General features: G+C 65.3%; 11 protein-coding genes and 2 pseudogenes. 3 read left to right on the top strand and 10 right to left on the bottom strand.

Translation table 11 applies throughout. From position 1 onward, the window contains the following. Positions 1-57: 57 nt before the first annotated feature. Genes FSZ13_RS09340 through FSZ13_RS09330 form a run of 3 tightly spaced genes read right to left on the bottom strand, consistent with a single transcriptional unit; the run spans position 58 to position 2,696 of the window. Positions 58-1,389, bottom strand: coding sequence for an O-antigen ligase family protein (locus FSZ13_RS09340; protein WP_428999986.1), 1,332 nt, complete (start codon positions 1,387-1,389; stop codon positions 58-60). Next, positions 1,370-2,482: a glycosyltransferase gene (locus FSZ13_RS09335; protein ID WP_145479251.1), complete on the bottom strand. Its 1,113-nt coding sequence runs from the start codon at positions 2,480-2,482 to the stop codon at positions 1,370-1,372. The genes FSZ13_RS09340 and FSZ13_RS09335 overlap by 20 nt, the downstream gene beginning before the upstream one ends. A gap of 16 nt (positions 2,483-2,498) precedes the next feature. Then, on the bottom strand, positions 2,499-2,696 hold the full coding sequence (locus FSZ13_RS09330) for a zinc-finger domain-containing protein (protein WP_145479250.1): 198 nt from the start codon (positions 2,694-2,696) through the stop codon (positions 2,499-2,501). A gap of 327 nt (positions 2,697-3,023) precedes the next feature. On the opposite strand from FSZ13_RS09330, the gene FSZ13_RS09325 reads away from it, so the two are divergent. Beyond that, positions 3,024-6,362 (top strand): GH92 family glycosyl hydrolase, encoded by a 3,339-nt coding sequence (locus FSZ13_RS09325; protein ID WP_145479249.1) that lies wholly within the window; start codon positions 3,024-3,026, stop codon positions 6,360-6,362. Between the two features lie 628 nt (positions 6,363-6,990). Here the strand turns inward: FSZ13_RS09325 and FSZ13_RS09320 are convergent. Continuing rightward, the gene (locus tag FSZ13_RS09320) at positions 6,991-9,279 is read right to left on the bottom strand and encodes an NADP-dependent malic enzyme (protein ID WP_145479248.1); all 2,289 of its coding nucleotides are present in this window, start codon (positions 9,277-9,279) and stop codon (positions 6,991-6,993) included. A gap of 234 nt (positions 9,280-9,513) precedes the next feature. Continuing rightward, the gene (locus tag FSZ13_RS09315) at positions 9,514-10,863 is read right to left on the bottom strand and encodes a dicarboxylate/amino acid:cation symporter (protein WP_145479247.1); all 1,350 of its coding nucleotides are present in this window, start codon (positions 10,861-10,863) and stop codon (positions 9,514-9,516) included. 260 nt (positions 10,864-11,123) lie between these two features. Here FSZ13_RS09315 and FSZ13_RS09310 point away from each other — a divergent pair, with 260 nt between their 5' ends. Together FSZ13_RS09310 and FSZ13_RS09305 are read left to right on the top strand one after the other, a co-directional pair. Then, positions 11,124-12,290 carry an OprO/OprP family phosphate-selective porin gene (locus FSZ13_RS09310; protein WP_145479246.1) on the top strand — a complete coding sequence of 389 codons (1,167 nt, stop codon included), beginning with the start codon at positions 11,124-11,126 and terminating at the stop codon, positions 12,288-12,290. Between the two features lie 56 nt (positions 12,291-12,346). Beyond that, positions 12,347-14,995: a hybrid sensor histidine kinase/response regulator gene (locus FSZ13_RS09305; protein WP_145479245.1), complete on the top strand. Its 2,649-nt coding sequence runs from the start codon at positions 12,347-12,349 to the stop codon at positions 14,993-14,995. An 854-nt stretch (positions 14,996-15,849) separates the two neighbouring features. Here FSZ13_RS09305 and FSZ13_RS09300 read toward each other — a convergent pair. The 5 genes and pseudogenes from FSZ13_RS09300 to FSZ13_RS09280 all read right to left on the bottom strand — a co-directional run bounded on the left by FSZ13_RS09300 (position 15,850) and on the right by FSZ13_RS09280 (position 23,380). Further along, positions 15,850-16,185, bottom strand: a complete 336-nt coding sequence (locus tag FSZ13_RS09300) for a hypothetical protein (RefSeq protein WP_145479244.1) — start codon at positions 16,183-16,185, stop codon at positions 15,850-15,852. A 771-nt stretch (positions 16,186-16,956) separates the two neighbouring features. Further along, positions 16,957-17,086, bottom strand: a pseudogene (locus FSZ13_RS09295) (LuxR C-terminal-related transcriptional regulator); the annotation flags it as partial. Between the two features lie 86 nt (positions 17,087-17,172). Continuing rightward, positions 17,173-17,661 carry a hypothetical protein gene (locus tag FSZ13_RS09290; protein ID WP_145479243.1) on the bottom strand — a complete coding sequence of 163 codons (489 nt, stop codon included), beginning with the start codon at positions 17,659-17,661 and terminating at the stop codon, positions 17,173-17,175. Next, positions 17,652-22,379, bottom strand: a pseudogene (locus FSZ13_RS09285) (RHS repeat-associated core domain-containing protein). Before FSZ13_RS09285 ends, FSZ13_RS09290 begins: the two are co-directional and overlap by 10 nt. Before the next feature lie 344 nt (positions 22,380-22,723). Further along, positions 22,724-23,380, bottom strand: coding sequence for a LuxR C-terminal-related transcriptional regulator (locus FSZ13_RS09280; protein WP_145479242.1), 657 nt, complete (start codon positions 23,378-23,380; stop codon positions 22,724-22,726). Positions 23,381-23,449 lie beyond the last annotated feature (69 nt).

Genomic DNA, 23,449 nt, shown 5'->3' with positions numbered 1-23,449 from the left:
ATCCGCGTCTAGCCCTGGCATGGCGCCAGCCACGCAGGGCGTGGCTCTACGTTGCGTTTACCCTTCGTTCGGTTCGTCGCTGGCCAGCAGGCTGCCGGCGTACAGCGCGGCCAGCAGCAGGGTCAGGCCGCCCCAGAAGGTGGAATAGAACGCCAGGTGGGTGTTGAGCGGGAACACGGTGACCGCCAGCGCGAGCATTGCCGGGCGCGCGCGTTCGCGCGCCGCCATCGGCGCAAAGCGCCAGGCGCGCCACGCTTGGGCGGTGGCGGCCAGCCACAGCAACAGGCCCAGGACGCCGGTTTCGGCCAGGATTTCCAGCAGGATCTGATGGGCATGCAGGGCCGGGCCGTCGCCCCACACTTCCGGGTGCTCGGGGGTTGGATTGCACTGCGGGTAGGCGTCGCGGAAGCCGCGCGCGCCCACGCCGTTGACCGGGTGCTGCTCGATCATGCAGCCCGCCGCCGCCCAGATCTGGGCGCGCCCGGACAACGCCTGGTTGACCCCATCGCTTTCGCCTTCCCAGGCCATCGCGGTGCGCGCCAGGCGCTCACGGACCTGGCTGGAACCCACGCCCAGCCCGACCGCCACCACCAGCCCCAATGCGACGCAGGCCATCAAGCCGCGTGCGCCCAGCAGGCGCCAGCCCGAAAACGCCAGCACCAGCGCATAGGTCAGCCATGCCGCACGCGAACCGGCCAGCACCAGCACCACGCCCACGGCCAGGGCCGCCACCACCCAGCCCCAGCGACCGAAGCGCGCCGCGGCAGCAAACAACAGGAACGGCGACAGGCTCGCCAGCACCTGCCCGAATTTCAGGTTGCATGGCCCGAGGACGCCACTGAGGCGATCGGCCGCTGCCATCTCCGCCGGCGCGCACAGGCCATACCCGCTGATCGCCCACTTCAACTGGTCCATCGACCAGAACAACGGGCTGGTGCCGAGCGCTGCCTGCGCCAGGGCATCCAGCGTCCACACCCCGGTGATCGCGGCAATGCCCTTCAAGGTCAGCGCACGCCGCTCCGGGGTGGCCACCGCAATGGCCACCAGCCACATGAAAGGCAGGTAGCGCAGGCCGGCGGCGGTCTTGCGCCATGCCGCGCCCGGGTCGATTGCATCGAAGGTGGAAAATGCCTGCGGCAGCCAGTAGCCCAGGAACAGGATGCTGGTCAGTGCCCACGCCGGGCTGCTCAGCATGCGCTGCTTGCCCTGCAGGCGCAGCTGCACCATGCGCGCCGCCGCATACAGCGCACCGAGCCCGAGTACGGTTTCGGCGATGCCGGGCAACGGCAGCAGCGCCACGTAGGCGATCACCCACCATGGCGCCCAGCGGCCGGCACGGAAGCCCGGCGAACCCGGTGCCGTGAGCGGCTCAGCCAGCGAGGGAGGTATAGAGCTGGAGCGTGTCACGTTGCATCGCCTGCAGGGTGAACGGAATACGCGACGGCAGCGAAGGCGGCTGCGCCAGCAGCTGCAGCGCGCGCGCCAGCAGTGCTTCGGCGTCACCCAAGGGTACCGCGCCGGACGGCTGCAGTTGTTGCAGCAGCTCGCCCACGCCGCCCTGGTTCCAGCCCAGTACAGGCCGGCCCACCGACAGCGCCTCGACCACGGTGCGACCAAAGGCTTCGGGCTTGTCCGACAGCTGCAGGACCAGATTGCTCGCCGCGTAGGCCTCGGCGATGCGCGCGGTGGGGGGCGTCATCAGCACCGCCTCGGCGATGCCCAACGCGCGCGCCTGCGCTTCCAGCTCCTCCACATAGCGCTCGCGTCCGGGCTCGCGGGTACCCGGCATCCACAACCGCGCCGGCACGCCGGCCGCATGCAGCCCGGCCAGCAGGGTCAGCGCGTGGCCATGGCCCTTGAGCCGGGTGCCACGCCCGGGCAACAGCAGCAGCGGTGCCTCGCCGGCCAGTGCCGGATGCTGCGCGGCCACCGCCAGGCGCGGACGCCGGTCATTGCCGCCCACGCGCGGGAACTGGGCAGGATCCACGCCACGCGGGATCACCTGCAGGCGCTCGGGAGGCACGCTCGGGTAATGCGCAAGCACGAACTCACGCACGCAATTGGACACGCAGATCACCCGCTCGCCGCTGGTCATCACCGCGCTGTAGCGGCTGGGCGAATTCAGCCCATGCACGGTGGTGACCCAGTGCGGGCGCGCGGCCGCCGGCAGGTTGCGGACGGCGTACAGCCCGAGCCAGGCCGGCAGGCGCGAGCGCGCATGCACGATATCGGCGCGGGTTTCCGCCAGCAGGTTGCGCAGCGTGCGCACGTGGCGCAGCGTCCACAGCGACTTCCTGCCGATATCCAGGGTGAGGTGTTCGGCGCCGCTGGCCAGCAGCGGCTCGACCAGGCGGCCCCCGGCTGACACCACGATCGCGCGGTGCCCGGCCGCGACCAGCGCCGCGGCGATTTCAAGCGTGGAGCGCTCGACCCCGCCGGAGTGCAGCGCCGGCAGCAGCTGCACCACGGTCAGTCGGCGCACGTGCGGTCCTGCCAGCTCAGTCGGCCAGCTCGAAGACCGACCCGCAGTACGGGCACGCGGCTTTGCCGTTGGGCTCGTCTTCGATCGGCAGATACACGCGCGGGTGCGAGTTCCACAGCGCCATTTCCGGCGTCGGGCAGCTCAGCGGCAGATCGCTGCGGTGCACGGTGTAACGCTTTTCGGCATTGGCGGGCGCGGTGGCGGTATGGCTCATGGCGTGGACACAGATTGGGGGTGCGAAGGGCTCGATTCTAGCACCCGGGGCGCAGGGCGGGCGGCGGGCGGTCGCCGCGGGGCGACCCTGCCGGGAACAGCGATCCGCGATTTTTCCGGGTTTAGATCGAACTAATTTCACTTGCCATACCCGCCCGGGCTGTTGCAGGATCGGCTGCGTTCCGATCAAAACACCCGATCGCATGGCCCGTCCCCCGCCGGACCTGCATCGCTTCGACTGCCCCCATGGGCGGCCGGGGTGCTGCTGTCTGCCGAGGTCGCCGATGCGGGCTTGCCCTGCCGCCTGTCCCACCCGGGAGATCCCTGCATGACCCAGCCGCACCCCCGCCCTGCCCGCCGCGCCCTGCTTCCGCTCGCGCTTGCCCTGGCCTGCTCGCCTGCCTTCGCGCAGGGCCTGCAGACCTCCTTCGAGCCCGGCGAACCGGCCCCGCAGAGCGGCACCGGCGGCGTGCAGCTGAAGATCGGCAAGGGACCGGAAGCGCCGTATGCGGCCAAACCGGGCGTTGGCTACAGCGGCTTGCGCGCCCTGCACTACGCCAGCGCCGGCGGCACTGCCAGCACCAGGCTGTTCAGCACCGACGTGAGCATCGACGCCGATACCATCCTGTCGTGGCTGGTGCTGCCGGAAATCGTGGGCGGCGATACCGTGGCGTCCACCTATGTCTCGCTTGACCTGGTGCTGGACGACGGCAGCCGCGTCTCGGCCAGCGATGTGCGCGACCTGCATGGCGTTGCGCTGGGCGCCAAGGCGCAGGGCGACTCCAAGACCCTGTACCCGCAGCAATGGGCGCACAAGTCGGTGCGCCTGGGCGACGTGGCCGCCCTGCGCGGTCGCCGCGTGGTCGGCGTGGAACTTGCGCTGGCCAGCGCCGACGGCGCGCCGGTGTCGGGCTGGATCGATGACGTGCGCCTGGACAACCAGCCGCGCAACACCCCCGCGCGGCCGTCCGACTGGGTGCTGACCACCCGTGGCACCCAGGCCAACGGCACCTTCTCGCGCGGCAACAACTTCCCCGCCACGGCGGTACCGCACGGGTTCAACTTCTGGACCCCGGTGACCGATGCCGGCGCACTGAACTGGCTGTACCGCTGGAACGAACAGAACAATGCCGCCAACCGCCCGCAGCTGCAGGCCCTGGCGCTGAGCCACCAGCCCAGCCCGTGGATGGGCGACCGCCAGACCTTCCAGGTGATGCCCTCGGCCACCCGGGGCGTGCCGGAAGCCGACCGCACCAAGCGCGCGCTGTCGTTCTCGCGCGACAACGAAAGCGCACGCCCGTACCGTTATTCGGTGCGCTTCGACAATGGCATCGCCGCCGCCATCGCGCCGACCGACCATGCCGCGCTGTTCCAGTTCGATTTCCCGAAGGACGGCGACGCCAACCTGCTGTTCGACAACATCGACGCGCGCGGTGGGCTGACCCTGGATGCGGGCACGCAGACCCTTTCGGGCTACACCGATGTGCGCAGCGGCCTGTCCAACGGCGCCACCCGCATGTACGTCGTAGCCAGCTTCGACAAGCCGTGGCGCAGCAGTGGACGCATCGACAGCGGCCGCCCCACCGGCTACATCAAGTTCGACCCCGGCAGCGAGCGCCGGGTGACCATGCGCATCGCCACCTCGCTGATTTCGGTCGAGCAGGCCCGCCACAACCTGGCGCTGGAAATCGCCGCCGGTGACACCCTGGCCACGGTGGCCGGCCGCGCCCAGGACGCGTGGGACCAGCGCCTGGCCCGCTTCGACATCGGCCAGGCCAGCGACGACCAGAAGACCACGCTTTACTCCAGCCTGTATCGCCTGTACCTGTACCCCAACTCCGGGTATGAAAACGCCGGTACCGCCGCCGCTCCGGACTGGCGCTACGCCAGCCAGGCCAGCGCCGAGGACGACAACACCGACGGCAGCGCGGTGCGCAGCTTCGCCCCGATCCGCGACGGCAAGGTCTACGTCAACAACGGCTTCTGGGATACCTTCCGCACCACCTGGCCGGCGTATGCGCTGTTCACCCCGGACGATGCCGGCGCCCTGGTGCAGGGCTTCCTGGAGCAGTACCGCGCCGGTGGCTGGGTGGCGCGCTGGTCCTCGCCGGGCTATGCCGACCTGATGGTGGGCACCAGTTCGGACGTGGCCTTCGCCGATGCGTACCTGAAGGGCATCACCGGCTTCGACGCGGCCGAGGCCTACCAGGCAGCCCTGCGCAACGCCACCGTGGTCCCGCCAGATCGTCACGTGGGCCGCAAGGGCATGGACAAGAGCACGTTCCGCGGCTACGCCAGCGCCGACGTGCATGAAGGCATGTCGTGGACGATGGAAGGCGCGCTCAACGACTTCGGCATCGCCAACATGGCCGACGCACTGGCCAAGCGTGCCACCACTGCCGCCCTGCGCGAACGCTACAGCACGGAGGCCGACTATTTCCGCCACCGCGCCGGCACCTACGCCACGGTGTTCGACCCGGCCGCCGGCTTCTTCCAGGGCCGCAACGACGACGGCAGCTGGCGCGTGGACGCCAAGGACTACGACGCACGCATCTGGGGCCACGACTACACCGAATCCAACGGTTGGACCTTCGCCTTCACCGCCGCGCATGACGGCGAAGGCCTGGCCGGGCTGTACGGTAGCCGCGAGAAGCTGGCTGCAAAGCTGGACACCTTCTTCAGCACACCGGAAACCGCAGATCCGAAATTCTCCGGCTCCTATGGCGGCACCATCCACGAGATGACCGAAGCGCGCGATGTGCGCATGGGCATGTACGCGCACAGCAACCAGCCCTCGCACCACATCCCGTGGATGTACCTGTACGCGGGGCAGCCGTGGAAGACCCAGCAGCACGTGCGCGAGATCCTGTCGCGCCTGTACGTGGGCAGCGAGATCGGCCAGGGGTATCCGGGCGATGAGGACAACGGCGAAACCTCGGCCTGGTACGTGCTGGCCTCGCTGGGCCTGTACCCGCTGCGCATGGGGTCGCCGGAATACGCGATCGGTTCGCCGGCCTTCAAGCACGCCCGGGTGGAACTGCAGGGCGGCGCCGTGCTCACGGTGAACGCACCGGCCAATTCGGACCGCAACATCTACGTGCAGTCGTTGAAGATCAACGGCCAGCCGTGGACGAAGACGTGGGTGCCGCATGAGGTGATCGCCAAGGGCGCCACCCTGGACTTCGAGATGGGCCCGGCGCCGTCCACCTGGGGCACCGGCCCGGACGACGCACCGCGTTCGCTGACCGCACGCGGTGAGCGCCCTGCGCTGCTGCATGACCTGCTGGGCAAGGGTGCGCGTGCGCAGCTGGAGGATGGGAAGGCGCTGGCCGCGCTGGTGGATGACGATGCGGGCACCGTGGTGCCGTTCGGTGGCAAGGGCAACGTCGTGTTCAGCAGGGTGGCCGACGGCGCGCCCTCCATGTACACCTTGACCAGCGGCAATGCAGCGATCCGTGGCGGCAAGTGGACGCTGGAAGCGCGCAAGGCCGGCGGCAGCTGGGTCACCCTGGACCAGCGCAGCGGTGAGACGTTCCAGTGGCAGCAGCAGACCCGTCCGTTCCGGATTGCCAAGCCGGGCCGTTATGTCGAGTACCGCTTGCGCATCGAAGGGCCGGGCCGGATGCAGCTGGCCGAAGTGGAGTTGCTGGCCCCGTCGGCGCCGTAACGGATCGGGCGCGTCGGGACCGCGTGGGACACGCATGGCGTGTCGCTACGCGGCATCCGCGCACGCCCAGCCGATCCAGGCACCGCCAAAACCGCGTAGGGACACGCCATGCGTGTCCAAGCAGTGCCGGAACCCGCGTAGGGACACGCCATGCGTGTCCGCGCGGTGCCAGAACACAAGGTAGAGCCACGCCCTGCGTGGCTTCGCGGTGCCGGAACGAAGAGCAGCCGGGCAGAGCCCGGCTCTACCGGGCGCCGACCAGGCCGGCGTACAGCGCGAACAGCTGCTTGAAGTACCGCTTCGAAGGACGAGTGCGCATGGCGTCGTTCCAGAGGGGGGGAAGTGGTCGGGCCCGGGGTGGCAGGGTCCTGGGGACCACCGCCAAGCCGGGCCGCGTGGGGGTATTTGGCCCGTGGCAGGTTGCAGGGTGGTGACGGCGGGGCTGCGGGGAGGTTGCGGCCATCTCGCGCGGTGGGTATCGACCGTTGGTCGGTACACGGGGAAACATCAAATGCAAAAGGGACCGGTGCGGTGCACCGGTCCCTTCTTCAAGGTCTACCGACCAACGGTCGGTAGCTACCCATTCGCGTTGCGCGATGCGCGTCCCGCGCTGGAAGCAGAGAAGGCTTTACGCCTTCTCTGATTCCAGCTGCTTGCGAATTTGCGCATCCACGGCCGCGATCGCGGTCATGTTGAGCACGCGGCGCGAGGTCGCGCTGGTGGTCAGGATGTGCGCCGGCTTGGCCACGCCCATCAGGATCGGACCGATCGCCACGCCGTCGGTGAACACGCGCACCAGGTTGTAGGCGATGTTGGCCGCTTCCAGGTTCGGCAGCACGAACAGGTTGGCGCGGCCCTTCAGCGTGCTGTCCGGCAGCAGCTTCTGGCGCAGCGCTTCGTCCCATGCGGTGTCGCCCTGCATTTCACCGTCCACGTTCAACCGCGGGTTGCGCTTGAGCAGCAGCTCGCGCACGGTGCGCATCTTCAACGCGTCCTTGGAATCGTGGCTGCCGAAGTTGGAGTGCGACAGCAGCGCCACCTTCGGTTCGATCCCGAACAGCTTCATGCGGTAGGCCGCCTGCAGCGTGGCTTCACAGATCTGCTCTGCCGTGGGGTCTTCCTGCACGTGGGTGTCCACGAAGAAGAACACGCCCTGCTGGTTGATCACGCCGGTCATCGCCGAGGTCGAGGTGACCTTCGGCTCCAGCGGCAGCACGCTGCGCACGTAGCCCAGCTTCTTGTGGAAGCGACCGACCACGCCGGTGAGCAGCGCATCGGCTTCGCCGCGCGCGACCATCACCGCCGCGATCAGGGTCGGGCGCGAACGCATCAGGTTCTTGGCCGCCGCCACCGTCACGCCGCGACGGCCGGTGAGGTTGTGGTAGTACTGCCAGTATTCGTTGAAGCGCGGATCGTCGTTGATGTTGGTGATGTCGAAATCGACGCCCGCCTTCATGCGCAGGCCCATGCGCTCGATGCGCGATTCGATCACGTCCGGGCGGCCGATCAGGATCGGCAAGGCCAGGCCTTCATCAACCACGTTCTGCACCGCGCGCAGCACCACTTCTTCTTCGCCTTCGGCATACACCACGCGCTGCTTGTCGGCGCGCGCACGGTCGTACACCGGCTTCATCATCAGGCTGGTGCGGTAGACGAACTGGGCCAGCTTCTCGCGGTAGGCGCCCATGTCGGCGACCGGCCGCGTGGCCACGCCGGAATCCATCGCGGCCTGCGCCACGGCGGCCGACAGCTCCACCAGCAGGCGGCGGTCGAACGGACGCGGAATCAGGTAATCGCGGCCGAAGCTCGGGGTGTCATCGCCATACGCCGAGCCCAGGTCGCTGGCCTCGCGGCGCGCCATCGCGGCGATCGCGTGCACGCAGGCGATCTTCATTTCTTCGTTGATCGCGGTGGCGCCCACGTCCAGCGCACCGCGGAACAGGTACGGGAAGCACAGCACGTTGTTGATCTGGTTCGGATAGTCCGAACGGCCGGTGCCGATCAGCGCGTCCGGGCGCACGCTGCGCGCCACTTCCGGCATGATTTCCGGAGTCGGGTTGGCCAGCGCGAAGATCACCGGGTCCTTGGCCATGGTCTTGACCATGTCCGCGGTGAGGATGCCCGGGGCCGACAGGCCCAGGAAGATATCGGCGCCGTCGACGATCTCGGCCAGCGTGCGCTTGTCGGTGTCGCGTGCGTAGCGCTTCTTTTCCGGGTCCAGGTCGGCACGGCCGGTGTGGATCACGCCTTCGCGGTCGAAGGCCAGGATGTTTTCCGGCTTCAGGCCCAGCGAGACCAGCATGTTCACGCAGGACACGCCGGCCGCGCCCATGCCGGTCGTGGCCAGCTTGACCTCTTCGATCTTCTTGCCGGTCACCACCATGGCGTTGAGCACCGCCGCGCCCACGATGATCGCCGTGCCGTGCTGGTCGTCATGGAACACCGGGATGTTCATGCGCTCGCGCAGCTTGCGCTCCACCACGAAGCATTCCGGGGCCTTGATGTCTTCCAGGTTGATGCCGCCGAAGGTCGGCTCCAGCGAGGCGATGATGTCGACCAGCTTGTCCGGGTCGTTTTCATTGATCTCGATGTCGAACACATCGATGCCGGCGAACTTCTGGAACAGCACGCCCTTGCCTTCCATCACCGGCTTGCCGGCCAGCGGGCCGATGTTGCCTAGACCCAGCACCGCGGTGCCGTTGGAAATCACCGCCACCAGGTTGCCGCGGGCGGTGAGCTCGCTGGCCTGCTGCGGGTCGGCCATGATGGCTTCACAGGCGTGGGCCACGCCCGGCGAATAGGCCAACGACAGGTCGCGCTGGGTCAGCATCGGCTTGGTCGCCGTGACCTTGATCTTGCCCGGCGGCGACATGCGGTGATAGTCGAGGGCGGCCTGTTTGAAATCTTCGTTGGACATCGCTTTCTGCAGATGAATGGGCGAGAGGAACAGGGGATCATACCCCCGTTGGCGTGGCCGGACCTGTCGCTACGCTGTCGCGATCGTGCTGCGACTGCACAAAACAGGCCCTTCGCTGGCGTATGTAAGGCCAGCCTGCCGGGCCCTGATGACAGACGACACCATCAGGATACTGCACGGAAAAAGCCGGGCCCCGGGGCCCCGTCGGGGAGCACCGGGGCCCGGCCACAGACCTCAGCGAGCCGGGGCGGTCAGCGGCGACGGCAGGTCGTCGGTGGCCAGCGGCGGCAGCTCGGCTTCGCGGCCGTCCAGCGCCAGCGCCAGGCGGTCACGGTCCAGCGCGCCTTCCCAGCGCGAGACCACCACGGTGGCCACCGCATTGCCGATGAAGTTGGTCAGCGAGCGGCATTCGCTCATGAAGCGGTCCACGCCCAGGATCAGCGCCATGCCCGCCACCGGTACTTCCGGCACCACCGCCAGGGTGGCGGCCAGGGTGATGAAGCCCGCACCGGTCACGCCGGCGGCGCCCTTGGAGCTCAGCATCGCCACCAGCAGCAGCGCGATCTGGTGCCCCAGGGTCAGTTCGGTGTTGGTGGCCTGGGCGATGAACAGCGCAGCCAGGGTCATGTAGATGTTGGTGCCGTCCAGGTTGAACGAGTAGCCGGTCGGCACGACCAGGCCCACCACCGACTTGCTGCAGCCGGCCTTTTCCATCTTTTCCATCAGCGACGGCAGCGCCGATTCCGAGGACGAGGTGCCCAGCACCAGCAGCAGCTCGGCCTTCAGGTAGCGGGCCAGCTTGAACACCGAGAACCCGCACAGGCGGCAGACCACGCCCAGGATCACCGCCACGAACAGGAACGCGGTGAGGTAGAACGAGCCCACCAGCCAGGCCAGGTTGATCAGCGAGCCCACCCCGTACTTGCCGATGGTGAAGGCGATGGCGCCGAAGGCGCCGATTGGCGCGGCCTTCATCAGGATGTGCACCAGGCGGAACACCGGGGCGGTCAGCGCTTCCAGGAAGGTCAGCACCGGACGACCGCGCTCACCCACCAGGGCCAGCGAAATGCCGAACAGCACCGCCACGAACAGCACCTGCAGGATGTTGCCATCCACGAACGCGCTCACCAGCGTGGCCGGGATGATGTCCAGGACGAAGCCGGTGAGGGTCAGCTCATGGGACTTCTCCACGTAGCTGTGCACCGCGGTCTGGTCCAGGTCGGCCGGGTTGATGTTCATGCCGGCGCCGGGCTGCACCACGTGCGCCACCACCATGCCCACGATCAGCGCGAGGGTGGAGAAGAACAGGAAGTAGGCCATCGACTTGGCGAAGACCCGGCCGACTGTGCGCAGGTGGGTCATGCCGGCGATGCCGGTGACGATGGTCAGGAAGATCACCGGGGCGATGATCATCTTCACCAGCTTGATGAAGCCATCGCCCAGAGGCTTGAGCGATTCGGCGAAGGCCGGCTCGTAATGGCCGAGGATGGCACCCAGGACGATGGCCACCACCACCTGGAAATACAGCTGGCGGTAGAACGGCAGCGGCTTGGCCGCAAGGGGGGCAGCGGTGGGAACGTGCATGGGAAGCTCCGGCAGTGTCACGGGGATGCCGGCCGCGGGCGGCGGCATCGGGCGTCGCCTTTTTACGCCCGCTGCATCCAGACGCAGATAACCTATTGGTACTAGCCCCCCTGTTCAGCCAACTGCAGTGCCTACACTGCACGGGCACCGCGCCCCCACGGCGGCGGGTGGCCGTGTCGTTCCGGGCCTTGTCGCCCAACAGTTTTCCCGTTCGCGGCCGTTGTTGTTCTGCCCCACTTTTCGAAGCCAGACCCTATTCCATGCGCCTGACCCCCCTGTTCATCGCTCTTACCGCCCTGTCCGCCCCCCTGGCCGCTTCGGCCGCCGACTGGGAAAACTGGCCGACCAAGGTGTCCTTCAGCGACGGCACCGAACTGGCCGCCACTGCCAACATCGCCTACGACCTCAACGACTTCTCGGGCGCAGACGCGTTCGAGGATGACGATGCGGTGCGCCGCAAGGAGTTCGGCGCGACCCTGAAGAAGAAGGGCGTCTACGACGCGATGGTGTACTACGACTTCCAGGCCGACACCTGGCTGGACGTGTTCTTCCGCTTCGAGAGCAAGGCGCTGTTCGGCAAGGATGTGGGCCGCTTCCGCTTCGGTTACATGAAGACCCCGGTGGGCCTGGATTCCAACACCTCCTCGCGCGCCGGCAGCTTCGTGGAAACCGCCCTGCCCGTGCAGGCCTTCTACGCAGGCCGCCGCACCGGTGCCGAGTGGGTGCTGGAGCGCCCGGCCTACCTGATGCAGGTGGGCGCCTACGGTGGCAAGGACCTGCAGGGCGACAACCCCGGCACCACCCAGGCCGTGCGCGGCGTGTGGACCCCGGTGAAGGCGCCGGGCGACGTGATCCACCTGGGCCTGGCCTATTCGCAGGAAAACCCGCGCGGCTACCGCGATGGCCGTGACGTGCATTTCGACGCCAGCGCCCGCCTGCGCGCGCGCCCGGAAGCCGGCCTGACCGACATCCGCCTGGTGGATTCGGGCGCACTGGTCACCGCCGACCAGATCCGCCGCACCGGCCTGGAAGGCATCTACATCAAGGGCCCGTTCTCGGTACAGGCCGAAGCGCTGCGCACCACCGTCACCCGCGATGGCAAGCCGGATTACACCGGTGATGGCCAGTACGTGATGGGCAGCTGGATCGTCACCGGTGAATCGCGCCCGTACAGCGCCGGCGCCGTGGCCAACGTGAAGCCGGCCCACAACTACGGCGCGGTGGAACTGCTGGCCCGTTACAGCCGCATCGACCTGGACGACGCCGATGTGTTCGGTGGCCGCCAGCACGACTGGACCGTGGGTGCGAACTGGTACCTGACCAGCCACTTCAAGTTCCAGGCGAACTACGTGTGGGCTGATGCCAGCCGGCGTGGTGTGCGGACGAAGCCGGAAATCTTCGAGCTGCGTGCGCAGGTGCATTTCTGATCGACCTGGGCGGGTGCACGCAACGTGCACCCGCCAACGCACCGTAAACTGGTGCCATGTACCGCGCCGCCCGCTACCGCCCTCTGCTGCTGACCCTGCTGGTCATGATCGGCGGGACGCTGCTGGCTGCGCTGGTTGCCGGACGTTACGCGCAACAGCGCGCGCTGGCCGCTGAGAGCAGCCAGGTCCGCCGCCAGCTGGACCTGTACGCGCAGACCCTGCAGCAGCGGATCGATCGTTTCGGCACCCTGCCCCAGGTGCTGGCGCTTGACCCGGACCTGCAGCAGGCCCTGCGCCAGCCACTGGACGCCGCCGAGCGGCAGCGGCTGAACCTCAAGCTGCAGCAGGCCAACAATGTCACCCGCGCGTCCACGCTGACCCTGATCGACCGGCATGGCGTCGCCGTGGCCGCCAGCAACTGGGACCAGCCCACCACCAACGTGGGCGAGGACTACAGCTACCGCCCCTATTTCCAGCAGGCCATGGCCAACGGGAGCGGCCGCTTCTACGGCATCGGCATGACCACCGCCGTGCCCGGCTACTTCCTCTCGCAGGCGATCCGCGACGACGCCGGCAGCGTGCTGGGCGTAATCGCGATCAAGATCGAACTGCGTGCGCTCGAGCAGGAATGGCTGCAGAGTACCGACATCGTGCTGGCCAGCGATTCCCACGACGTGGTGTTCCTGGCCAACGGCGATGCGTGGCGCTACCGCCTGCTGCGCCCGCTGGCACCGGCCGAACGCGCCGAGATGATGGCCACCCGGCAGTACGCCGACCGCTCATTGAAGCCACTGGAAGCACTCACCCTGACGCTGCTGGAAGACGGCGGGCGCATGGTGCGGGTGATGCAGCCGTCGCTGTCCAGCCCCGTGCTGTGGCAGACCTACGTGCTGAACGACCCGCACTGGAAGCTGCACCTGCTGCACGATGCCGGCGCCAGCGGTGCCGTGGGGCGCAGCACCGCGCTGGCCGCCGGTGGCATCTGGCTGGCGCTGTGCTTCCTCGGCCTGTTCGTGCAGCAGCGTCGCCGGTTGGCCGCGCACCGTCAGCGCAGCCGACGCGAGCTGGAAACGGTGCTGCAGCAGCATGCGCAGGAGCTGCGTACCGCGCAGGACGGCATCCTGCAGGCCGCCCAGCAGGCCGACAGCGGGCTCAGCCGAAGCCTCGCGCACCTGCCACAGGGCGTGGTGGTGATCGACAACGAACAGCGCGTGGTCGCCTGGAATGCGCGCTACCTGGAACTGTTTCGGTTCCCACCCGACTTGATCCGGGTCGGCCGCCCCATTGAAGAAGCGTTCCGCTTCAACGCGCGCCGCGGTTTGCTCGGGCCCGGCCCCATCGATGAAGCCATCGAGCGCCGCCTGAACCACCTGCGCAGCGGCCGCCCGCACATGCGCGAGAGCGAGAAGGACGACGGCACCGTACTTGAGATTCGTGGCAATCCCCTGCCCGATGGCGGCTTCGTCACCAGCTACGCCGACATCACCGCCTACAAGAACACCGCACGCGAACTTCGCTCGCTGGCCGACGCGTTGGAACACCGCGTGGCCGAGCGCACCCGCGACCTGGACGAAGCCCGCCGCGAAGCCGAGCGCGCCAACCGCTACAAGACCCGCTTCGTGGCCTCGGCGGTGCATGACCTGCTGCAGCCATTGAACGCCGCTCGCATGTTCGTTTCCGTGCTGCGCGGCAAGTTGAGTGGCGATGCCCGCGAGCTGAGCGAGCATGTGGATGCGGCACTGGCCGCGCAGGACTCCATCCTCAACAGCCTGCTGGATATTTCCCGGCTGGAATCGGGGGCGTTGCAGACCCACGTGCATGCCTTCGCGCTGTCGCCGCTGCTGGAAACGCTGGCCCGCGAGTTCGGCCTGGCCGCGCAGAACCGTGGGCTGCAACTGGACTGGGTGGACACCCGTGCCGTGGTGGTGAGCGATGAAGCACTGCTGCGCCGCATCCTGCAGAATTTCCTGTCCAACGCACTGCGCTACACCCCACGCGGGCGTGTGTTGATCGGTTGCCGGCGGGTCGGCGACCAGCTGCGCATCGAAGTGCACGACCAGGGTCCCGGCATTCCGGAAAGTCTGCAGGGCGAGATCTTCGAGGAGTTCCGCCGCCTGGATGACGGCGTGGACCAGGAACGCGGCGCCGGCCTGGGGCTGGCGATCGTGGAGCGTATCGGCCGCCTGCTCGGCCACCGCATCAGCCTGCGCTCCACGTTGGGGCGCGGCAGCGTTTTCGCGGTGACGGTGGCAATGGGCGACGCGGCGGCGATACCTGCCCCGGCTCCCGCACCGGCAGTACCCGCCGACGCTGGCGATGACAGCCCCCTGCGCCAATGCCGCGTCTGGAGCATCGACGACGACCCCCGTGTGTGCGCGGCCACCCGGGCGCTGCTGGAGCGTTGGGGTTGCGTCGTGGATCTGGCCGACGGCCCGCAGGCAGCGCTGGAAATTGCCTCCACGTTCAACGTGCCGCAGCTGGTGCTGCTGGACGTACGCATGGGCCAATGGCACGGCCCGGACCTGTACGAACAGCTGTGCGAGCTCTGGCAGGCGCGCCCACCGGTGATCCTGGTCACCGCAGAGCGCGACGACGCGCTCAAGGAAAATGCCGCGGAAAACGGCTGGGGCTTCCTGTCCAAACCGGTACGACCGCCGGCCCTACGTGCGCTGATGACGCAGCTGCTGGTGCGGCACAGGGCTTAGTCCGGTGCGCAATTCACCGGCGCGAAATGCTGTTCTTCGTTTATGGTCGTGCCATTACCGAACGTTCGGGTTTGGTCGGCGGTCGATCGGGATGCGACCCTACCGGGGGGCGTCCGCCGGCAGGTGTTGCTTCGGTAGGGTAATGGGGAACTCTATCGACCTGCGTCTTCCAGATCGGCACCTCGCATTGATACTCCCTGGCACGGCGAAAAGCCTGGTGAGACTCTGCAGTATCCGATACCGCCCTCTCCCTCGAAAGAGCACGGCATATGAATCCGATTGTTGAAAAACTAGAGTCTCGCCTCGCGGATGGCACTGGCGTATACGTCCATGACCCCATAGATCCTGTCGTCTACTTTTCTGAGCTGGCGGAAGACATCAAACGTAACGCATGTGAGCCATTTCAGCTGTCCGCAACGGCCGTAGCGCCAGGCTTTCCCCATATTTCTGACGGCGTGAGGATCAGCGGATTCTGCGTCGCAAAGTCGGACGGGTATTGGCTTGTGTACCGCCCTGAAGACGACACGTTCTATGCATTCTGGGGCCTGGACATAGAGAATCTTGGCGCTCCAGGGATCTTTGGACCGCCCCTATACTGCTGGTCCGCGTAAAGGGGCACGCAGATGCCCAGGCATGAACCAGTGCGAAACCCGCCCGCCAGGAATACTGCTTAGGTAGGGTCGGACCCCGGTCGACTGCACGCAACGTTGCTACGTGCGACGAACGCATGACCCCTGAAAGAGAATGCGCTTCTTCGCTGACGCCCATGCCACTACCAAACGTTCCAACGGCGTAGGCGGTCGATCAAGATGCGACCCTACCAGATGCATCCCGCGGCATCGCACCGATCCGTGTTACTCCAACACATCTTCAACTGTCGTATCCGCCACCCGCCGCTTCTTCCTCGGCGAATGGTCCTGATACCGATACGGCACAGGCACGGGCGTCTCATCCAACGTCAGGGTGATCTTCCCGCGCCCCACTTCCACCAGCACACGACTACCCACCCGCAGCTCGAATCGTTCCAACCACATGCCACGCAGGATGAGGCAGGGAATACGACCACCGCCGGGCAACCGATGGCCTCCGGGATGCTTGAAGGATCCAATCCGCAACATCTCCGGCACCTGCAGCCCGATGCCCGTCTGCGGTTGTTCGATTGAGGGTGAATCCGGTATTGAACGACGCATTTACCACCTCCGAGGAAGTCTCCCTCGCCGGAATGGCAAGGGAGTCGGGAGATTGAAATCCGCTCGAACACACACGGCGTGACGTATTCCCGCGAAGGTGTTGTATTCCGCCACCCTCCCGACATAGGACCTCCTCAGATTGTGTGTTCGAGGAGATTTCAAGCTCCGAGGCAACACGATGCGCCATACAGAGCGCAAAGTTAAATCGCTTGTTTCGAATGATATTTGAGTATCGATAGAAGCACACTACTCATCGTCGCAAACGACACTTCGTCGACATTGCGGGTTCTGGTAGCCTGCGTTTGCAGCCCTAGGAACACGTTCTCTCCCAGCCTCCACTACTGGTGATGACACTAGGTACGTACTGGCCCCGCTCGCGGGGCCAGTCCTTTTCCAGAAACCCGCCGCTGGCGGTTTTTTTGCGTTTGAGTTGGGTGGTTTCGAGACGGGAGGCGACCGATCCGCACAGGCATTTTGCGGACAGAACTCGGACGCTCCCCACGTTGCACGTAGAACCAGCTGACGCGTTAATCGGCTCGGCTGGAACCGGGAGCTGCGCTGGTGCCGTTGATTCGTGTTTGGCTTCTAGCGAAACGCCGCCTTCGGTTCGGATCATGCCGAAATCGCAATGCCGAACAATGTCGGCGGTCGATTGGGATGCGACCCCATCGGCGGTCTACGGGCGGCCGAATTTCAACGGCGCTTGCGTTTCGCCAACGCGCGGCTGACACCGCGTTGCCACCCGCGCCTGGTCTGGTTCAGGTCCGCGCCTGCGTCGCCTTCTGGTGCGAGGGCCTTCACCAGCATTGCTGCTTGACTGGCTATGGCATTCAAGCTTCTTGAGAATGGCGATTGCGTTGACTTTTACCGTGTTTTCGGCGAGTCCGAGTTCGTAGGCCATGCTCTACAGGGCAGGTCGCAGATCTAAACGGAACGCAAGGCGCGCACCAGGAATAGCTGCATACACTGCGACTCGATCGCTCCGTGCTAGCGCCCGCCGCCACAGTCCGCAAAAACCCTCTCTGGCGGAGTATTCAGCTGAATAGCAACCACTCGATTGTAGAGCGGCTTGCAGGGACCAAGGTTGTTGTACACAACATGCACCTCGAGGCCACTCTCAAAGGCAAAAAACACGCCTCCGCCACCGTCTCCAACCGCCCGAACTAGATACCAGGACGAATCGAGATCACTGAGACCTCTTTTGCTCACGCCCCTCACGATTCCGGCGTCGACGTCCTTTATGGGAACCGACTCAACTCCAGTGCCCTGCATCCATTTGACGGCGGCCTCTTCAGCAGCAGCATCAAGCAACAGTATTCGATCCGAACCGATTGGAACCCGCTTCGCGCTTGCCAGTCTTCCATTGTTTGATTCCACCCACGGCGGTCTGGCACCACTGGTCGTCGCACATGACGCCAGCAAGGTAGCCAGAAGCACGGACGCGAGCTGCGCCGCTTTTGTGGAAGCTATTTGCATTTCAGGCTCTCCTTAATCGCATCCCTGACACGGGAGTCCGGAACCCCAGGGAATTCGCCCATTATGTTTCCTTCCCATCCTGGCAATGGCGTAGTCCTACGGGGCTCGCTAGAAGTCATCTCGTACATGTCATTCCGCCCGCCATACTTGAACTTCATGAGATGGCCGGCTTCATGGGCGGCCACCCAACTGTGGTTGTCTGCGAACCACTTCCCGCGGCTATGACCAGTCACTGTTGATACGCCGACTCCCGGTACAATATCAACACGATTTGCTCCACGAGCCGATGTTTGCGTTACTTTCACTTCGAACCCGCGCGTAGACCACGTCGATTCAATCGCCGCTACCATGCCTTCCACCACGTCAGCGTCAGGGTTTCCTCGAAAATCAATTGGGATCTCAATGGAGACGCCCCCCTTACCATCGCAGGTGCATTTTGCGGCTAGACCGAGCGGGTCAGTCATGTTGATAGGACGAGATGATACATAACCGTATGTTGTGATTCCTCCATTGAGTCCTACAGGATCACTCTGTGAGTACCGCCCTACTGCAGGGTCATAGTCTCGCTGATAGTTGTAAAACATCTCACTGGCCTCGGTGGCCTGCTGACCCGGGAACCGCAGCGCGAGATCAAACGCTACCCCATCGCCATCGGGGTCTAGCGTCGGCGCCTGGTCACCGAACACTTCACTCTTGTTGCTCCACTCCCAGATCGCAACATCCCGAACCGAATCGATCGCCACACGCGGGGTGCCCAGGTGGTCGGGCTGAATGTAGGCAAGCTCTGGCACACCGGACGCCGGGGCGCTGATCAGAGCAACCGGGTAGTTATCGAGCCAGATCGCCTGCTGCACCAGTGAGCCGCTCCCGCTGTAGTTTCCCAGCCACTGGCCCGCCTCGTCGTACAGGGTGACCTGAGCATCGGACGCCGTCGGCGCACGCAGTACCCGCTCACCACGGTGGTTGTACGTATAGGCCTCCAACACTACACCGGCCTGCTTCACCTGACTCATGCGGTTGGCGTCGTTGTAGACGTACTCCTTGCCGCCGATGCTGACGGTGTTGCCAGCTGTATCGTGGTTGCGCGCCTCACCTTCCACTGCCAGCAGGCGGTGGCTGTCGGCCGGGTAGGTATAGATTGCGGTGCCGCCGGCAGTAGTCAGTGAGGTGCGGTTGCCGGTGGCGTCGTAGGCGTACACCTCGATAGGCGTGCCGGTGACGCCGTCCTGGGTCTGGGTTAGGCGCCCCAGAGCGTCGTAGCCATACCTGGCCAACATTGTTGAACCGCTGCCATTCTTGAGGCCAGTGATTCTACCCACGGCGTCGTAGCCCAAGCCGAGCGATAGTCCACCAGCCGCGCCGTCATGCACTGCCTGCGGGCGGTAGTCTGTGTCTACCGGTCGCTGCAGTTGCCGCCCATTGCCGTACGTCCAGCCTGTCGCCGGGCCAAACGGGGCATAGGTGACATTGGTCACCACCACCTGCCGCGCTTGGCCAGGTCGCGTAACGCCGATCTCGCTGATACGCCCCAGGCTGTCGCGAACGTAGTCGGCGATGATGCCGTCCGGATAGGTGAGCCGCGCAAGTCGGCCACCCTTCGTATAGGCATAACGCAACGTGGTGCTCACGCCATTGATGATCTGAACTTTGCGGGTGACCTGGCCCAAACGGTCGTGGCAGTAGAGGGTGCTGCCACCCGCATGCAGCACTTTGCCCAATCGCCCGTTAGCAAACCTCTCTTCAGCAGCGCATTCTGCAGGTGCAACATCGTAGGTGTAGCCCACGTCCAAGTTCGGATCCGGGTACCCTGTCCCAGTCAAGCGGTTGAGAGCATCGTAATGGTACGCGGCAGTAATACCGCGCGCATCGGTGCGGGTCTTTCGGTTGCCTGCGGCATCCACGGTGAAGCTTGTGATGCCACTGTCCGGACTGACCTGCCCGGTCAGATCACCGAAGCCGTTGTAGGCGTAAGTGGTATGCAACCCCTTCGGATCGGTTACCTGGGTGACCTGGTCCAAGGCGTTGTAGCTGGATTTGATCTCCGCTTCGATGCCGCCCACGTCCTGCAATGTCCGGGCGAGGCGGTTGAGCGGATCGTATTGTTGACGGGTGACGCGCTGCAGTGCGTCGGTGAGCGTTGCCGGGTTTCCTTCTTCGTCATAGCTGAACACAGTGGCGTGGCCACCCGCATCCTCAAGCGCCGTCAGCTCGCCCAGCGTGTTGTAAGTGCGCGCCAAGGTGCGCCGTAGAGACCCACTGGCATCCACAGTGTTCTCGCTGAGACGGTTGCCAGCATCATCCAGAGTGTAATGGATGGTATTTCCTGCGCTGTCCGCGATGTCGGTCAGGCGTCGGGCAGCGTCGTAGACATAGGTGACCGAACTGCCGTCCGGCTCGGTCACTTCCTGCACCTGACCGGTTGGCCAGTAGCTTATCCAGGTGGTACGGTCGCTGGCGGCGGTGTCACCACGCACTATGACGACGGTTGGCCAGCCGCGCGGGTGATAGCTATAGTCGGTGACAACATTATTGCTGTCCGACATCGAGAGCGGACGACCCAAGTGGTCGTAGGCCAGCGTCGTCACCGTATGGCCCAATGCGTTGGTCACGCTTTGCAGATCGCCCTTCCGGAAGTTGCAGCTTCCGCTGCCCCCGGCGGCGCAACCAGTGTCGTCCGCAGGGTAGTAGCTGTAGGTCACAATGTCGTTGACGTCCGTGCGCGGCCCGTCCACCTGCTTCAGCAAGCCCAACTGCGGGCAATTGCCGCCTGCGGCTACATCCGCCGCTTCGCAATAAATCAGTTCAGTGGTGCGCAGGCTGTTGCCGGCGGTGTCCTTCACCGCAACGGTGATCGGCTGCAGGCGGCTGTTTCGCGTAATGCGGGTTTCCCGGTTGCCGACCCGGCTGAGCACCACCCGATTACTAGCGGCGTCGGTGTGGGTTTCGATGTCGCGCTGCTGAGGCAGTCCCACGGCTTCGATGGTGGTTTGCACTTCTACTGGCTGGCCGGTCACCGAATCGATTCCGGCGCCGTATGTGTACTTGGTCTGCGTGCCGCGACGGTCGGTGATGGTATCCACGCGGCGACGGAAATCCTGCGTGAGGGAATAGTAGGTACGGCTAGACGCACCCTGCGTGTCGGTCACACCGGTGACCTTGCGCGGATAGCCGCCGTCGGCACTGCCGGTCAGCCCATAGGTGGAGACATGGCCGAGAGCGTCGGTGACGACGGCGGTACCGGCGGCGGTGTAGGCAAGACGTGTGCCGTCGATGCCTACATCCACCTGGCTGCAGTCACCGGAGTGCCGGCTGCAGGTGACGCGGCCTTTGGCGTCATAGGCGTACCACCCGTATCGGCGCGAATCCTCGGCGGTGACACCCGTGAGGTACTGCGGGAAGCGGCTGTCCTCGTAGTGATACGAACGCGTTGCGCCGTCTGCATACGTCACCTACGCTACCTGATTGAAAGCGCCATACGCGTAAGTTGCAACCACGTGCTCGGCCACCGAGAGAGCACTGACCAGATCGGCACGTTGGGGCGCGTTGTAATGGAACCGGAGTATGCGGCCACTGGAGTGGGCAATGGACAGAAGTCGTCCCATGCCGTCGTAATCGTAGGCGAGTGCCGTCCCGTCATCGCGGGTCCGCGAGATCATCCGCCCTTCCGCGTCAAAGCGCAGTGTCTCAGTCCGACGCTGAAGCACCCATTGCGGCCCCTGCTGACTCAATCGGTCCCCGCTTCCACTTACCGCCTCGTAGCCGTTCCCAGTCTGGTGGAACGCCACCTGGCTGCCATCGGCCTCCACAAGCCCCACAAGAAGCTCGCTGCTTGGCGGTAAAGCGGCCGAATCGCTACCGATTGCCAGTTGGATATTGTGTGAGTGCGTCCATTTGTCGCCAAACCCGCCGTTTGGCGTGGACATCAACGAGTGATAATGGCGGGTAAGCTGGATCCAGCCAAGGTCCAGATCGAGTTCCGGCTGATGCTTGTCGCCGGTCGTTGGATCACACGGATTACCGATGGAGCATTGGTTGCTGACAGGCGTACTGGAGTAGCTCATCATCTGTTGGAACCCGGACTCCATCATCGGGTCCATTCCACAGCTTTCAAGCTCGGGTCGCCATTTCATCAAGCCCGGGTTCGGGCAATTCACCGTGCGAGTGCGACTGACGTCCCGTGTGCTTTGGATCAGTGTGCAGGGCACTTCACTCGAGAAGCGCGCATAGAAGCGGACGCCGTAATCGGCGCGCTCGCCTGTGTTGCTTCCATCTGCTCCGCTACCTTCGCCGCCGGCCGGAATGCCGGCCCATTCCCCGGCGGTAACTTCGTTGGCGGGGCACCCCGGTTCAACCGCAAGAGATGCCAGTATGGCGGCCTTCATTTCATCTTCAGTGGCAAAGCTGGTGTTCCCGAACTTGTACTCCCAGTCGGTCTTGATCAACTTCATCGGCGTAATGCGATAGTCGTAAGACACCTTGTTCCTGCCCACCTTGGTCTTGGCCACTTTCCATGGGAACGGCCCGTCCTGCTCAAGCGACGAAAACATGCCCTCGATGGCCACCTGAGCCTGGCGTTCGCTGCCAAGGGTCTGACCCCAGGCTGCAGGCGTCTCCCATTTCTGCTCTACCTCCTGGGCGTGCGCCACGGGAAGAAGACCCAGTGCAATGAGGAGGGCGGGCACGCTGGTGCGCGAGAAGACAGATGCAGGACGCGACATTCCGTAACTCCTTCCTGGAGGGGACTGCTCGTTGATGACAGAGATTGGCTGCGCCGCGTGCAGCACTCCGACTGTTGGCGGCCAATGGCGTACGGTATGAATCCGTTGCATCCTCAGTCAAGCGTGAAAACGTGCTGCGATTCACCCTTCGACGTATCTGAGGTATCGCCGGCGCTTATTTTCGGATTTGTCTTAGGACAGTTGAGGACTTTTCTTACGATATGGGCGCGATTCGTACCCACGGGCAAGCTACGCGCGGCCCAAAAACCGTCGCGTGAAAATCCGCTGAGAATCAATGTGTCAGCCGCAAGACACCAGTGCGGCTTGAGTTGTGCCACGCCCGGTCAGCCGTCAAGGCCCGCGGTTGCGTCTCCTTCGGGCTCGAGTGCTTTTACCAGCACCGCTGCTTGCGTGCGGCTGACGCATTCGAGCTTTTTCAGGATGGCGGTTACGTGAACTTTTACGGTGTTTTCGGCCAGGCCCAGTTCGTAGGCGATCTGCTTGTTGAGCAGGCCGTCGGCGAGGCACAGGAGTACGCGGAACTGCTGCGGGGTCAGCTGCGCGAGGCGGGCAGCGAGCAGCGCGTCGGATTCGGAGCGCTCTGCGGCCATCGCCGGGAACCAGAGGCCGCCGTCGAGGACGGTTTCCACGGCTTTGCCGATTGCATCGGCCGGGGCGGATTTCGGAATGAAGCCAGCCGCGCCGAACTGCTGGGCGCGGCGGATGACGCGCGGGTGGTCGTTGGAGGAGACGATGACCACCGGGATGTCCGGGTGGGAGCCGCGTACGTGGAGAAGTGAGGAGAAGCCTCGGGCGCCTGGCATGGTCAGGTCCAGGAGGACCAGTTCTATTTCCGGGTGCTGGTTGAGGGCGGCCTCCAAAGCCTGCGCGCTGGCGACCTCGATGACCTGGACGGCTGGGAGGGCCTGGCGCAGGGAGTGGACGACGGCGGCGCGGAGTAGCGGGTGGTCGTCGGCTACGAGGATGGTGGTTTCGCTCATGGGGGCATTGTAGGGCGATTCCAGGTTGCGGCTAAGAGCAGCCACGCAGGGCGTGGCTCTACGCGGGGT

It is taken from the genome of Stenotrophomonas rhizophila, from assembly GCF_007667275.1.
GTDB classification, from domain to species: Bacteria; Pseudomonadota; Gammaproteobacteria; order Xanthomonadales; family Xanthomonadaceae; genus Stenotrophomonas; species Stenotrophomonas maltophilia_AE.
The sequence above is the reverse complement of the archived record's forward strand: the minus strand, read 5'-3'. Positions and strand labels throughout refer to the sequence as shown.

Coding starts and splice junctions, on each gene's coding strand:
- FSZ13_RS09330 (WP_145479250.1), bottom strand. CDS start 2,696: ATGAGCCATACCGCCACCGCGCCCGCCAATGCCGAAAAGCGTTACACC.
- FSZ13_RS09325 (WP_145479249.1), top strand. CDS start 3,024: ATGACCCAGCCGCACCCCCGCCCTGCCCGCCGCGCCCTGCTTCCGCTC.
- FSZ13_RS09320 (WP_145479248.1), bottom strand. CDS start 9,279: ATGTCCAACGAAGATTTCAAACAGGCCGCCCTCGACTATCACCGCATG.
- FSZ13_RS09315 (WP_145479247.1), bottom strand. CDS start 10,863: ATGCACGTTCCCACCGCTGCCCCCCTTGCGGCCAAGCCGCTGCCGTTC.
- FSZ13_RS09310 (WP_145479246.1), top strand. CDS start 11,124: ATGCGCCTGACCCCCCTGTTCATCGCTCTTACCGCCCTGTCCGCCCCC.
- FSZ13_RS09305 (WP_145479245.1), top strand. CDS start 12,347: ATGTACCGCGCCGCCCGCTACCGCCCTCTGCTGCTGACCCTGCTGGTC.
- FSZ13_RS09300 (WP_145479244.1), bottom strand. CDS start 16,185: ATGCGTCGTTCAATACCGGATTCACCCTCAATCGAACAACCGCAGACG.
- FSZ13_RS09290 (WP_145479243.1), bottom strand. CDS start 17,661: ATGCAAATAGCTTCCACAAAAGCGGCGCAGCTCGCGTCCGTGCTTCTG.
- FSZ13_RS09280 (WP_145479242.1), bottom strand. CDS start 23,380: ATGAGCGAAACCACCATCCTCGTAGCCGACGACCACCCGCTACTCCGC.